The sequence below is a fragment of the Chitinophaga sp. 30R24 genome, from assembly GCF_049056765.1.
GTDB lineage: Bacteria > Bacteroidota > Bacteroidia > Chitinophagales > Chitinophagaceae > Chitinophaga.
Genome location: NZ_JBJGXX010000014.1, coordinates 69842 through 85445, shown reverse-complemented (window position 1 = coordinate 85445; position 15604 = coordinate 69842). Strand labels below are relative to the sequence as shown.

Genomic DNA, 15604 nt, shown 5'->3' with positions numbered 1-15604 from the left:
GATGGTGTTTAATTTTTAGGAAATGAGCCCTGGGAATTATAGATTTTTTAGGGATAAAAAACGAATAACCTGAAACAGGTTAGGTTAAAATTAAATAAAAAAGTGGATATTCCTATGTTAATTAATAGAAACTATTTTATACAAGTTAACGAGCCTTTACTAAGGAATGATAAAGTATTAGAGGGCTAACCTAAAGATGTTTTGGGTCAGCCCTTTTTATTACTACAATTTTAACAATCGTGTAGCCAATTCCTCTTTAACTTCGACATCAAAAATTTTATCGGTTGCCTGTTCTAAAAGTGATACAATTTCAATTGCTTTATTCTTACGCTTAGCCATCATAACCTGTGGATCTATTTTTGGATGCCGGATCTCACCAAGCTGCGTTTTTAGGTCTTCGATTGGCGTTGGAATTAAGTAGGGATTGCCTAATGGAAACCAGTAAAAATATATAGTGGAATGACTCTCAGTGAAGTTACTACCACGAATCCAGCATTTAGTATTAGCAGCAATAGGTAGAGAAAGTGTGTTTGGAGTCCAGACCCCCAGTGGGTGGTGGTCAGCTATAATAGTACTAAAATTACTGCCTGCTTCAAACCATCGTCCAGCATAATAGATTCCGCCAACAGCAATGGAAGTGTCTTTCACATTTTCTGGAGGTTCTATGGTCATCACAAGAATGCCATCGGATTCGGGCTCTAACCTTGATTGCCGAATGTATTCACCTTTGGCAATAGGTGACTTACTATTATTAAATGTTGAAACGATTCCATAGGTTGAAAATTTCCCATCCACCTTAATGGATGGAGCAGAAACATTATTAAACTTAGAGTTCCCATTCACATCTAAGGTTCCATTTACGGAAGTACTGTTCAGAGTACTGCTACCATTAATTGTAAGGTTTCCATTTATCGTTTCATCATTGGCAGTTTCCACACTTTCAGGTGTAAGTCTGGGATAACTAATGGTTAAAGTAATACTTGCGTACATTACCTGATCATTTAACATTGCCATTACTACCAATGTAGAATTCGTAAATAAAATACGATTAATCGTCATAGATTTAGCAGTACCTTCATAGATTGGGGTAGCATTATTTTTATTATAAACTTTGAAGAATGTACCATTACTTTCCCATTTTAAGCCAATTTGACTGCCTCCCGGAAATTCTGTTACTGGAATGCTAGTCATTCCAAGACGATAACTTTGTAAATTCTTAATGAACAATTCAGTTGTTGTTGTCTTTTTAGTATTCATAATGAGTAATTAATTTAATGTTTCTATTTTGTTTACACAAGTTGTCACCCCCCCCCCTGCTTTTAGTATTAGTTGTAATTAATTTATAACCTTTTAATAGACTTACTTTTTCAATAAGCTATCTGATAAAATACCTGATTGTTGCTGAAATACCCTTGATTATAAGGGTATTGAATTTTGAAATTTATTTCGATAGATAATTCATTAATCTCAGTATTACCAAATTGGTTACTGTCAATCTACTTTCAGGTCACCTTGTATATGTAAATGGGATTTGAAGGTGGTCATTCCGGAAACAGTTAAGGCATCATTTATCACCATTTTATTGGCAGTTGTTTTTTTATTAACGTTTAAATTTTTCTTCACTAAATGATTGCCGGAATTCTCGAGTGAATTAGCTAACAAAGCAGATGAGGCAATGGTAATATGAATAGTATCGATGAGTGTAGCTTTATCTAGTGTTGCTATCAGCAATAATGTGATATCTTTTTTTATTTTCTTATCAATTATTGTGCTTGAATCTGATCCTTGATAGAACGGTGTAGAATCGACGTTATGATAAAGCTTGATTGAAGATGCATTAGTATCCCAACTTACCTGTATCTTACTATCAGCAGAAAACTCGGTACATGGAATAAGTGGGTTTTGGGGATTACTGGTCATCAGATTCCGTAAATAGAAAATAGGAGTTGTGCTTTTGGAAACCGTGATAGCATGATTTCTTTTTAGGAACTCTCCATTATCAATATTATTGGAGAGTTCACGTATTACCACCTTTGGTAAACCTGCAACACGATTTACAGTACCGGTAATGGTAATATCGAATGGGTTTAAAACTACCGAATTATCTGTATGGTTAATGATGTCAAATTCGATGTAGTCTAATTTGGGATTAAGGCCCAAAGTACTACCGGCTCTTTTATAAGTTTTAGAGATTCCCCAGTTACTATCACCACTTATTTCTCCATCGGCATCTAAATGAAATATAGTATCAGCAGCACCGTTAGTATTTTTATCGTCAAAAGGAATGTATATCTTAATTTTCTCACAATAAATTTTCTTACCCTTGTGATCAACATTAATAATAATTTTTCCGGTTTCAGGTGTTTCTGTACTGCATTGCAATGGAGATGGAACCGTACGGGTATTATCATAATTTAGTAGTATCGGCAGATCCGTTTTAATTTGGTTGCCCAACTTTGGTTCTTTTTCTTTTTTCATAATCAAGATTTACATTATTGTTGATTTCCAGTTTCTAAATCTGTAATAAATCGTAGATATCCGTCATGTAACGTTGCTGCTGATTTGTTGAGGACAGCCTTATTCGGTGCATTTGCTAAACTATAGCCTTGCCATTTGTTAGTGGAATTAGGGCTGGTATTTTGCCACCACGACCAGCTACCATTTTTTTCGGAAATAGGCAGGTAATGTATTGTTTGGGCAAATGGGGGAGTTACGCCTCCTTCAGCAGCAGCATCCAGCACTCTGGATAGTATTGGTCCAACTCTGAAAGTAATTTCCATTGCTGTTAATGGCCCATTTACAAATTGTGTTGGTAATTGGATTGATTTCACGGGTAAAATACCTGTTGTAGCATGTATAGAACCTCTCGGATCTACCAATAAGGTGATTATTTTACTTGTAACGCTATCGAAAGGCAGGTTGATGTAATTACCATCTTCGCTACCAATTGGACCAATTTGTTGCACATAGCTCTGCCCCTTTTCGGGTGCAATTACACTGTTGAAAACTTTATAATTGTCTGCATCAAAATAACCTATAACACCATCTTCACTTGAGCTCATGTCTCCCAGGCGAATGCTAAAATTAGAAGAGGTAAATGGAGGAATTTGTGAATTCGCTTCTGTAAATACAGGCCATTCGCTACTTTGTAGAGGTGATTCTCTTAGCAAGAATTGTAATTTTGTTCTTACCAGTGCTAAAGGTCTGCCGATCAGAGTAGATAAATTTAAATCGGTTCTGTTACCTAGTAGATCAATTTTAGATAAGGTAATATCAATAATGCTCAACAGTGCCTTGAAGTCCTTTTCTGGTTTTCCTCTCAGTGCTATTATTAAAGCATAAAGCTGTTCCGATTTCGCTTTTAGATCGTCGATAGTGATTCTGTTATCGTTTGGAGGTGCTACCCATTGTACTGTTTTATTCGTACCTGATTGTATCAGTAATAGCTCACCTGCACTGTAGCCATCTGATAGAAATAATAAAATAGAATGATCCAGATAGTTATTGACCAACCAGCCGCATATGGGGTTTACCTCAGGATCTGTGTTGTTTTTGCGGTGGTCTATAAACGTAATATCTAATTTAGCATGTTGTAGAAGTCTTGGTGGTAACTGAAAAGGTGCTTTAATATGTGGAATTAAATTTTTGGATATTAACACTGCTTTGTCACGTACCAAAGGAAAGTGAGAAGCATTATTTATAGCCCCACTTCCATTTACGATCAGATCCAGCTTCCTGCCAAATTTATCATACAAACTAAGCCTTTTGATATAAAATTGTCCGCTTCTGATACCATGAAATGGAAATTGACTTTTGCCAAGCCCACGAACCGCTGGTACTGAGTTTACAAAGCCTTGAGCATATGTCGGTGTATCATAGGGAGGTAAGCTTGTATCATCCGGAAACCCTATTACTTTGGCAAACCGAATGGTTTTCTTATCCACTGTAAATGTTTCAATAGTGGGGCGCCTGTAAGCGCGAGCGTCGTGCTGTGACAGGTATTCATTAAAGTTCATTAATTCCTGGCTTAGAAAACGCCAGTTATCAATATCTTTTATTTGATTATAAATAGCGGTTAAATCCTCGTTTTCCGGTCCGTATTGATCAACAAAGGCTTTTAATTTGGCGCCAAATGTAAACTGGGTATGTGGACTTAAGATCGATCTGCCACTTAAGGGAGCTGATTCTGATGTTCCGTGCAGAGATGATTTTAAATCATAATCGAAGCCGTTGAAATTCCAGTTTTTTATAGCTTTGCTACTCGAAGGGGTGGTTTTCCATTCATATGGTACCGTTAATGGAGTAATTTCCCATTCAATATATAATGGATTCCATTTTTGTGACCATATACTAAGTGAACAGGCAGGAAGAACACCAGGTAAATAATTTGCAGGTTTAGGATTTAACATAGCAGATTCCACAACCTTGACAGTCAAACCTGTTTTCGTGGCAATTTGTTTGGCATTAGCTGGATCTAATAAAAAGAACTCTTTGTAAATATTTAGTATTTCTTTTGGGAGAACCGTGTTATTAGGTAATGTAGGAATGATATTTCCCAAAGCGCTTGCACTAATAGTAGTATTGTTTACCTTGAATGAAGAGATAACTTGGGATGGTAGTCTAATTTCCAAATTGTTATTTGGATTTGTGATGGCATCTGATTGTACCCCGGAAATGAGAACGCTGGGGTTGGCTGGTTTCCAGAAACGAGATAATGATACAGCTTTTAATTCAAAACCACTGGCAATGCCTTTTTGTTTTGCGAATGCCTCAATACCTTTGAGGAATGCATCCTGTACATTATTTTTGTCGGAATTAACAGGTTGTGGTACCTTTCCCTGTAAGATGTGGATTGTTTTTAATTGCTGTAAAACCTTGTGTAAGGATTTTTGAGATTGAGTTGGATCGAGATTTAATGCCATATCTTTTTGAGTAACTCCGGTGCGATTTTCATCGGGATCCAGTTTTCCAAGATACCCTTCTTTCCACCATGCAGCATTAAGATCCCATTGTAAGTTATTTAATATTAGTATCGCGTCATCCAAAGCTTTTTGATCAACATTCAGTTGTAATAGCCATGCAGCATCTCTTGCTGAAATACTACGATTGCCGGAAAATTCAGCACCTTCATTATTTTTTGCTGTAATTTTCCATTGGGTGCCACCAGACCTTACGTTAAACCATTCCCTTCTGACACGGTTAGCTACAATTGTATCTCCATTAATATTATTAAGTGCAGGTAATAAATCATATTGAAATGCTCGCATCAGTTCAATCACCTTATCCATATCCGAATAACCAAGAAGCTTTTTTAACTGTGAAGCTACCAGGGTTGTAAAAGCATCTACTCCTGTATTACCAATACCAACCGTTACATTTGCAGAATTGCGTATATCTTCTAACTGATCAGGGTTTGGTACAGATGTTTTATTCCAGGGTAATCCAAAGGCCATACCATTATATAAACTCATATTTGCATTACCTGGATTTTTACCTTGCGCAATTGTCCAATTCAACTTTTTCAAAACGTCAGCTATAGTATTTTCGCCTGTAAACCCATTGGTTAAAATATCGCAGGTCAAATCTGCATACCAGCCAGTTACTAAATAGCTTAAAGTAGTTTGAGCAGGTACATCACTTAAATCATCATAAAAGGAAAAAATGCCCAAATTATGAGGAACATATCCAGTATATTCAATGTTTCCAGGTGCCACAGAAGTCAGAAACATATTGTTTGGCGATTTCTCGTGCCAGTCTTTCAGTGCTATAGGTACGCCAATATTAACAGTATAAACACCCGAATCGGAGCCAGTACCTGTACCAGTATTATAGCCTAAACTAATCTTTCCAGGGGTTATACCTTTGCGATTAGGATCACTACTTTCACTCCAATTTTTTACAACGTTCTTGGGTACTAAAAATAAACTAGCGTTATCGAGAGTTTTAGAAGGACAATCACTTTCCAATACCCAGGAGCGTTGCACATTATTACCACTTGCATCCCGGTGAATTCTTACAATAAGCCATCTATTAGGCACAAGAGGAAATTCGGCGTTGTCAGACGCTTTACTTGCACGTAATGAGCGTGGCAAGGTCCAGTGTAAATATGTTCCTGGTTTATTGTTTCTAATTTGTGCTGAAAAGCCACCTGGCTCTGGACTTTGAAAATCGTTCAGACTTTTATAGGTAAACCGCCACCATCTAAGTTCATCTCTTTTTAAAAGTACATCTGGGGCCATCAATATATCTAGTGCCATAGGCACAATTAAGGGATTCCTCATGGTTGGAGTTTTAGGTGTTTTGACTTTTAAATTCAATTGCTTCAGCTGATTTTATCATCTGGATAGCAAAAGTTGCAGCCGTAAGTTTGCCACCAGATGGTAAATTGCTACTTTGTTTTAAATTGTTGGTGATGGTTTGAATTAATCCGGTGGAATCTGATGGAGCAATATTCAATACGTTACTCCCGGCAGATCGCATGCAAAGTTTTTGCTTATTACTTAGGTCCCGGATCTTTATAGTTTTTATTTTACTGCCGATAGAACTGTTATGCTGAATATTTCGCAAAACAATATAGCCGGTAGGAGTTACACCAAAACTCAATGTTTCCTCTGGTTCACACAATTCGATACTCTTAGGAACACCATCAAAAATGCATAATAAAACGGTGGGCGACAGATGATCTAAACGTATTATTTTTAAACTTTTATCACTGGTGTCTTTTGCTTGGATAGATAAATTTGGCCAGCCAGCAACTAAAGCAGAACGTAACAAAAATCCACTCATCGTTTTTACAGTAGTAGGTGTAACAGTTTTTTCATTTCCCTGCAACCTTTTTCTTATCATAGAAACGGCACTCATTGTTGCATCAGGTACTACTTCTTTCGTAAGCTTATTAAACAATAATTGTTTGCTGGAATCTACTCCTAAACTCAAAGCACCTTCAATACCTGCATTAATCCAGTTCATGTCTATATAAAAGAAACGAATTGATTCGGTAGGTAACATTCTTTCATCAGCAACCAATTTATCAAATGGTATTGGATATAAAAGGGCGAAATGTGCTAACCAGTCGGCAATTGGAGATATATTCTCGTGAATGCTCTTTTTCAATTTATTTTGAACATCTTGTTCTTCCAGAAATGCATGTATTGATGGGGATTCCCTGACCGTAGCAGTAGTTGATTGGGAGGTGTTTTCAATGACCCGGTGATCGGCAATGTTCCCAACTTCCCTAATGACGTGAGGAGTTAGCAATTTCATGAAATTCTCCTGTATCGTTGTATCGATTTTTATTGAAGCTTTACTCTTATTGGGGAAATGACCTGAATATAAGTGATTAAATAACCTGGCTGCAGTATTACTGTTTTGCTTTCTAAAATCACTTAACTTCTTTATGAAATCACCATCTGCTAAGGCCGCCTCCCTGCCAGTTTCCCAGGCGGCAGCAAGGGATGCATCAAATACACCATTTGTTTTATCAAATATTAGTGCAGCATCAGCGGTAGGAAATGGTTTGTCTGGTTTTACACTTTTGGGTAGTACCGGGGTTAGTGGACCACGATACCAGGCAAATGTATTTTCTCCACTGCGCGCGTGATAGGCTAGTGGCACAAACCCGTTTGTAACCCGTTTTGTGACTTCGGTTTTACTGGTACCACTACCTCTTGTTGGTAAAGGTAATCGAAGCCATAGCAATGAAGGATCTAAAAGAGTACCATTTTTATCTCGCGGTACAAGGTTGGTAGCTAAGGTTTTGAAGTCTTGTACGTTATCTGGTACAGAGAGGAATGTCCAGCTAGCCAGTGTAATCAAGGATACGCTTTTGTACTTGCTTAAGTCGGCATTCGCCTTCAAATATGGCTCCAGGCCTTCCAGGGATACTAAATGTACAATGTTTTTTATCGCTTGAGGATTGGCATCAGGTGCAGGTGCCGTGGCAAATCTATTAGCGGTAACAACGGAAAGCAGCCCTTTTTCATGTAAACCCATAATAGGCCTGTTACCGGTATTAATTTTACGAATATGTGATAGATAAGGTAGTTCTTCCAATGTTGGCGCAAGGGCCTTAAATACGCTTGTAGACATATTGATATACCTACAGGTAGTTGTTCCATCAATATCTTCTTCTTTTTTGATATTGCCAATAAGCGTAGTTGCTGCTGGCTTGAGAAAATTATTGATTGTAATTTCAGATGATTTGTCTGAGTGACTTTGTCCATCCGTTAATTCATTCTCAACAAAAACCATAAGGGCGAGCCATGGGGTACCTTTTGTGCTTAAGAAGCGTTCCCAGGGTAGTATCGGGTCTTTTAATACTATATGAGGTAATACCTCACCATATTTTCCGGTACTCCCTGAAGGAGGATATTTATTAATTATTTGTGCGGAATCAAGGGTGAATTGTGGGCCAGTGACAAGAATTTCCTGTTTGGTATCGAAATTTATTTTAGTTTGATCAACTGTTAGTTCGTGATTAACTGAAATGTAATAACTGCCTGCTTCTAACGCAGGAATATAATTGTCGAAAAATTGCAGATCTCCTATAGGAATGTCTGCATTAATATCTTTTTGAGATCTCATACTGTTTAAGATTGTTCCATTGGAGAATCGGTGAATAAATTATTTGCATTGGAGGCCATACCAGTCATAGGGTCGTTTTTTCCAGTATAAATACTATTTGCGTTTAGTACTTCAAAAAGGGCATTTCTGTTTTTGGAGAGAGTTGTACCAATTTTACCGATATTAGTAATTGTTGTATTGCTATCTGCTGGCCAATATTCACTGGATATAGGCATCTTTATGTTCAGCGGATTTTTGCTTTGTGAGATATATTCTTTAAATACCCGCGCAATTGGAATAATCCCAAATGTGCTACCGGGAGTAGGTGGTGGAACCTGAACTGTATAGCCGGTGAGCTGATGATCAATGGTATCAGCGCTTGGCTTTAGTGGACTTTGAACAAAATTGCCATCCTTATCTTTTAATGGAGGGCCCCATAAAGTTGCAGCTAAATTGTCATAATTTGGGCTAAATATCCAGGCTTTTACATCAATAGGAGTACTACTGCCGGCACTTCTATTAATTTTTATATTATGGATAGATGTGGCTTTTGAGAGGTTCATTGGCCGTATGGTGATATCTTGACCAATGACATTTTTACCATAATCATTAGTCGTACCATATGTTAAACGGCTTGCCGGAATAACACTTTGTGTACTAAACTGAAAACTACCTGGGCGTACAATCCAAATTTTGGTAGTTTGATCAGAGGTTGATTGATTGGTATAAAGAATTTTTTTGGTACGCTTGTCTTTTAGCAGTTCCTTTATTAGCCCCCTTTTAGCAATGATTTTACAGGTATCAGTTGGTTTTGGTAATAACTCACTGAATGACTTCCAATCCAGTTTTGTTTTGTTTTTGTCGAGCGCTTCTGAGGAGCCGAAATATATTGGGATTGTAACAAAGGCAACATGTATAACTACTTTACCTCCGAGTGGTGGTCCCCAAAGATTAAGGGTTGCACCTGCCGAAACTGATACTGTTTTATGGCATAAAAGCAGATCAAAACTTTTGGAGACTCCGACTTCAATGTGTAAAGCTGCTAAGAATGAAAATGGGTGCCAGGTAACAAGGAAATTAGCCTCTGTTGTAAACCATGCTTTTATGCTGCCATGTTGAAAGACCAATTCCATAGCATTACCTGCCATACAACATGAAGGTGTAATGGCGAAGTAGGAATTGCCTTTAATTGATACATCGGTTGATATTTTCCAGTTAAAACCTAATCGTGCAACTTTTGGATAATGGGAAGGAATTTTAAAAGCGGGATGATAACCGCCTGCTGTAAATACAAATTGACCAGCATTTTTATTATTACTAAACCATAAATTGAAGGAACAATCTCCTGTTAAATGGCTATCCTGAGTAAGTAAAAATGAATTATCGGTAAGACTGGTGGAAGCGCTGAAATATCCATCTATCGGTTTTAAAACAGCTTCAATTTGCAGTTCAATAAAAATAAATCTTTTGCTCATATCAACTCCCAGCGGGAAGCTAAGCCATGCCAACCCCAGTACTGCAAATTGTAAATCATGGCCAAATTCGGCAACTAATAATAGTTTCCCTTCAATTATTTCAAATGAGGAAAATTTTAGTCCTGTTGCTAACCAGTAGTCACCTGCTTTTGGAGTGATCCATTTTACTTTTTCTCCGTCTGCACCGGCTTTTTGACCTTCCAGGATCTGCAATGTTTCCATTGCATGCTCTTTAGCACTTCCTGTTTGTGGGCGACTAATAGCCATCAATGGGAAGTCTTGTACCTGTTTGAAAGAAGGCATTACTAAGTTTCTGTTAAAACCCATGCCCCCCATTAATCCGGTTACTATAAAAAATGGTGGGCCTCCAAGCGGAATATTTACATTTACGAAAGCAAAGAAGGAAGGTAAACCGCTTTTCGCTTGCGCATAAGAAGCCAGGGCTGCCATACCAAATTTTGCTGTTTGTATAATTAATTCACCATCAAACTGTATTAATATATCCTTCTCCAGATCTGCTTCAGGAACCCGTATAACTGCACCTTCAATGGTTAATGCAGTTGTAGTATATCCAATTCCAAGTCCATCTAAATTAAATTTAGGTTTGAAGACTTTTACAGAGGTACCAAATGATAATCCATTCAATGATATGCTTAACGGACCAATTGTCATAGAAGCATCAAGAGAACAGGAAATAACTTGTTCGGAATAACTCAAGCTAATACTATCAATGAGGATAGGACCAATTTGTTTTTGAATACTAATGGTGTAGATAGATGGTTTATCCTCTTCATCACTCTCCTCCATTATAGTTGCAAAATTTTCTGCTTCTGCTTTTTTTTTATATTTTAATACGGGTAATGTTATCTGTTGATCTTCCTCTACTAATGAAATATCATATCCGAAAGAGATTCCAGGATCGAATGTAGGAGCATTTCCAGTATCTATAGTTATATCATCTGGTTCTTTTGTGGTGATAATAAGATAGGCATCTTTCAATATTAAATCACCTTCTAGTTCACCCCCAACAAGTGGAATCTGGCTGCCAATATCTAAAGGTTTTTTAGGGTTGAATCCAGCATAGGCAACAAATTGCCAGGTAGTTGACTTTTTACCTACCAGAAGAAATTTTCCAGAGTATCTATCATCAAACTTAATTGTAGCATCAACTTTTATTTGGTTATTTTTTAAATGCTTGTCGTGGATTATTACATTTGATAATAGGATATTTGGCAATGCCGCATAATCTATGTCAACATCATCCTTAAATAAATCGGAGATTAGTTTCACTAAATAAGTCTCACTAGCTTTTGCTGATTTGGCCATTGTAAATATTTTCCTTGTTATGACTGTTTGTATATAGGAATATATATACCTTTTTTAAAACATAATACACTCGTTTCTTTAAAAAAAATTACCATTAAAATTTCCTTAAAATAAATCGACGAAAAGGGATATTATTATAGATTATGGAATTACAGACAGTATAACAATACTTTGATTAAATAGTTTATTGAATGAAGATATTTTGTATTAATTCTAAAAGTAGGTATCAATAAATATTTTGTTGCCTTTAAATAAATGAAATATAGATATGTTTACTATTTAATAAATTGTGATGATGGTTAGGATAATAAACAATTTTTAGAGGTGTGTTAATTCAATAAAGATTATTGTGATCTAGGTATCTGGCAGCTGCTTACTGGAGGATGGGCGAAGGTCGCAGGAGATTAATGAAATTATCAATAACTTGCTTTTGATCTTTGTTCTATCTGCTAGCCCGTTATGTTAAATGGTGCAACTTTTAAAATATTTTATCGTCTTATTAAAAACAACCTAAAAACATATGAAAAAGGTATCCTTCTTTTTAACATTTTTAGCGTATACATTTATATGCACTGCCCAAACAAATCAAATAAAAGTAGCCACAGACAACAGATTGAAAACTGACTTAGATTCACTGGTAGATCAATCCGTTTCTGCATTTATGAAAAATAGTTCTAGGGTTGGCATTTCAATAGGAATCATTAAAAACGGAAAGCCATATACCTATAATTATGGTTCAACTCAAAGAGAGAAATCTGAATTACCAACAAACAATACTGTTTACGAACTTGCATCCATTACAAAAACCTTTGGGGCCACTTTGCTTGCCAGGGCCGTACTAGATAAAAAGGTTGACCTCAAAGATGACATACGCAATTACCTAAAAGAAGATTATCCTAATTTGAATTACAATGGAACGCCTGTTATCTTACTTAATTTAGCAAATCTCACCTCCGGGTTGCCTAATTGGATGCCAGATAAAGATATTTTTGGAAAAGCAGATCCAGACTCTATTCCTTATATTTTGGATTTGGTTCACCAAAAATACAGCAGGCAAGATTTTTATCATGACCTGCACGATGTAAAGCTAAAAGTTTTACCAGGCACTGTTGCTCGTCACTGTAACACTGCAGCTCAATTGCTCGGTTATATTATGGAAGGCGTTTATAACAACACTTACGAGAATCTCTTAAAAATATATTTCACCGATCCGCTTAAAATGAAAAATACATTCCTGATTAAACCTGGGAAACAACCTGCCCTAATGGCAAAAGGTTATGATGGCAAGGGGCGTTTAATGCCGGTTATTGACTGGGAAGACTTAAAAGTGGCTGCAAGTATCGCCTCCTCAACCTCAGACATGTTAAAGTACATGGCATTTCAGATGAATGAAGCAAACCCCATTGTAAAGTTAAGTCATCGGCCAACTTTTGGAAGGGTTGAGGATGGTGCGATTGCCTTTAACTGGAAAGTACGAAAAACAGAGAGAGGTAACAGGAGCATCTCTCATACAGGCGGCAGTTTAGGATTTAGCAGTTATATGGTATTTTATCCCGATTTGAATTCAGGTATTGTCCTGCTCTCAAATGAAGTAGGCGAGGACACTCAAAATGAACTAATCGCTCTGTCAGAAAAAATTTTAAACCTTTAAACAAAACACATCCCGGATTTTGTTACTGACCTTTGCTTTATAGGCTCTTTTGCCACATCTGCCAGGGTAGCAGCCGCCATTGGGGTTAAAAATCTGATAGTCTTGCTCCCATTTAGCCGATTGACAATAAATTACCTCATATCCGGGTAGCGTTGTTCCTGTTGTTCTTTCAGGGAGGTTTGGACAGATTCCATACTGATTTGAAGAGCCTCGCATTTATATGGGTTAAGGCTTATCGCGATCTTAAGAGGTGAGGCTCCAGACAGGTTGGTTTCTTCTATGCCTAGTAGGTTTGATAATTTCTTTACAATTTTTTCTTCAGTAAACTGTAAAATGTCATATGACGCCTTATCTGCTGATACTGTATAAGTCATTAACATTTCTTCCAGTCCGAGGTAGTTGTCATGTACTTCTTTAATAACAGGAAAGGTTACACTTTGGGGCAGAGATGGAAATACCTTTCTGATAATGGAAGCAACTTCGAAGTGTTTCACTTGCATATTTGTTCTGGTATTAAATTCCAAATTTATATTGCCACTTGAGTGAGTAGAACGGGAAGTTATCTTGCGTAGTTGCCCTAATTGAGATACCGCATTCTCCAATACAGCAGTAACTTTCTCTTCTGTCATTTCCAGTGTGGTATTTTCCATTTGGAAATTGATTGTCAGCCTCTAGGAAGATTGTTCCGGTGTAAGGTCTCTATGGAGATACAGAATCAGGCAGATGCCAATGATGGTAAGTGTTGTAAACAATATGATGATCCGGAAAGGAGAATAGAGTGACATAGGATAACGTATTTCCATGTACAAAATACATAATTCACTGGAATCACTTAGCTGTGAATTATTTGATTAAAATAGAAAAGAAAATAACCTTATCTTGAGTATATCTTTTATTGTAGCTTATGAGATTTCCTGCTTCATTAATTGCTGTTATCCTTGCTGTGTGTGTAGGATTCAATACTACGGGTCAACCGGTTCCTGATCTTCCTGGTTATGCAGCAGGTAAAAATGTACAGCCCTCTTCCTCATGGCTGTATTGTCATTTTCCTTCCGGCAGTAATATTAAAGTAAAGGAAATTTCCTGGTATATGTTGTTGCCAGGTAATAGCAGACAACAAGTGATGCCGGGAAACTCCCCTGATACACTCATTGCCTTGCAGGTGGATCATTTTACTGATATTTATCTAGAGCTGGATAATGATGATGGTTATGAAGTAACCGTATTGCCGGGGGATACATTGCATATATATTTTGGAAAGGACAATGAGGACCTTGCCTTTTCAGGAAAAGCGGCGGCACTGAATGAATTGCTACAGCATAAAGCCAAATTTCTCGGATACCGTTACAGTAGTGATGTGAGTTGGAAGCTGGTAGAAACAGTTATACCGTTAGATTCTTGCTTCCTTGCTTTTGACCATTATTATCAAGTGGAACAAGATTTTCTTCGTGAGCACGGGAAAAAACTCCTGCCGGTTTTATACCAGCGGGAGCTTGCTATTTATGTGTTGAGGAATAAATGGATGAAGCTCCGTGCCGCGTCCTGGCGAAATATTCCCCCGGAGTCATCGTCATATACTGCCATAGGTGCCGACAATGCTTTTCTGATGTCTGTATCAAAATATACGGCAACTGATCCGGTTTATTATTTATTCCTGCAATATCTTTTCTGGGGGAAGATTCCCGGAAAGAACGATTTATCATTCCCGGATGCTTATGAAAAAGTGATTCCTATCCTAAGAGCAGCGCTAAGAGATTCTACTTCCCTCCAGCTGTTTCATACCTACTGGATTACTTTTAATACGAAAATAATTGAGAACAGGCGGATGTTGAAGACATACAAAAACCTCTATGAAAACTGCCGACGTGACATCACCAGTCCATACCTGCATACAGTAATATCTGAAAGCCTGGTTTCCAGAGAAAAATATTTATCCGGACCTTTATCACTGGACAGTGGCATGCTAGCGCCTTCATTCGCACTGCCTGACGAGGCGGGAAAGCAAGTGATACTCGAACAGTTTAAGGGGAAGTGGGTATATCTTGATTTATGGGCTACTTGGTGTACACCGTGTTTGAAAGATATACCAGCCAAGAATCACCTGGAGTCGGTATCTGGAGATGGTCTGTTGCAGATTATAAGCGTTTGTATTGACTGCAAATATGCTGACTGGAAGCAAATGTTGTCTGATAAAAAGATAGCTGGCATAAATTTGTTTGCGGAAAAGAAAGTTGGTGATGAAATACGGTTGAAGTATAAAATGCAGGCATGGCCCCATCATGTCCTAATTGATCCTTCTGGAAAAGTTTATGAGAATGCTACTTATCCACCTTCTAATTTTTATAATTTTTTTTCATTACTGTCCAGGTAAAATAATGTCCAATCTGCTATAACTCTTTATCACAAAAGAGTGTAGCGGATTTTTTTGATCTACAAAATGTGCTGACCTCCTCCTTCTATCCAGTATTAAAATCAACATTAAAGACCTTTCTATGCCAGATAGGTATCTTTCAAAAATTTCATCAACTGTTGCAAAAGAACTTTGGTATAGGCGTTGATATGGTTCGTCGCTGGACCAGAGAGCACAGAG

Annotated in this window: 8 protein-coding genes; 2 read left to right on the top strand and 6 right to left on the bottom strand. The window is 37.3% G+C overall.

The window, feature by feature from the left end; all coding sequences use genetic code 11:
- Positions 1-222 precede the first annotated feature (222 nt).
- The 5 genes from ACDQ55_RS19770 to ACDQ55_RS19750 all read right to left on the bottom strand — a co-directional run bounded on the left by ACDQ55_RS19770 (position 223) and on the right by ACDQ55_RS19750 (position 11363).
- Positions 223-1257 carry a hypothetical protein gene (locus ACDQ55_RS19770; RefSeq protein WP_420983301.1) on the bottom strand — a complete coding sequence of 345 codons (1035 nt, stop codon included), beginning with the start codon at positions 1255-1257 and terminating at the stop codon, positions 223-225.
- Positions 1258-1491: 234 nt separating this feature from the next.
- Entirely contained in the window at positions 1492-2478 is a 987-nt protein-coding gene (locus ACDQ55_RS19765; protein WP_420983300.1) for a hypothetical protein, read from the bottom strand.
- 14 nt (positions 2479-2492) lie between these two features.
- Positions 2493-6281, bottom strand: coding sequence for a hypothetical protein (locus ACDQ55_RS19760; protein WP_420983299.1), 3789 nt, complete (start codon positions 6279-6281; stop codon positions 2493-2495).
- 10 nt (positions 6282-6291) lie between these two features.
- Positions 6292-8583 carry a hypothetical protein gene (locus ACDQ55_RS19755; RefSeq protein ID WP_420983298.1) on the bottom strand — a complete coding sequence of 764 codons (2292 nt, stop codon included), beginning with the start codon at positions 8581-8583 and terminating at the stop codon, positions 6292-6294.
- 5 nt (positions 8584-8588) lie between these two features.
- Positions 8589-11363, bottom strand: a complete 2775-nt coding sequence (locus ACDQ55_RS19750) for a DUF6603 domain-containing protein (RefSeq protein WP_420983297.1) — start codon at positions 11361-11363, stop codon at positions 8589-8591.
- Between the two features lie 520 nt (positions 11364-11883).
- On the opposite strand from ACDQ55_RS19750, the gene ACDQ55_RS19745 reads away from it, so the two are divergent.
- The gene (locus ACDQ55_RS19745) at positions 11884-13014 is read left to right on the top strand and encodes a serine hydrolase domain-containing protein (protein ID WP_420983295.1); all 1131 of its coding nucleotides are present in this window, start codon (positions 11884-11886) and stop codon (positions 13012-13014) included.
- A 131-nt stretch (positions 13015-13145) separates the two neighbouring features.
- Here the strand turns inward: ACDQ55_RS19745 and ACDQ55_RS19740 are convergent, their stop codons facing one another.
- Positions 13146-13664: an efflux RND transporter permease subunit gene (locus tag ACDQ55_RS19740; RefSeq protein WP_420983294.1), complete on the bottom strand. Its 519-nt coding sequence runs from the start codon at positions 13662-13664 to the stop codon at positions 13146-13148.
- A gap of 254 nt (positions 13665-13918) precedes the next feature.
- Between ACDQ55_RS19740 and ACDQ55_RS19735 the strand changes: the two genes are divergently transcribed.
- Positions 13919-15385 carry a TlpA family protein disulfide reductase gene (locus ACDQ55_RS19735; RefSeq protein WP_420983292.1) on the top strand — a complete coding sequence of 489 codons (1467 nt, stop codon included), beginning with the start codon at positions 13919-13921 and terminating at the stop codon, positions 15383-15385.
- Positions 15386-15604: the final 219 nt, after the last annotated feature.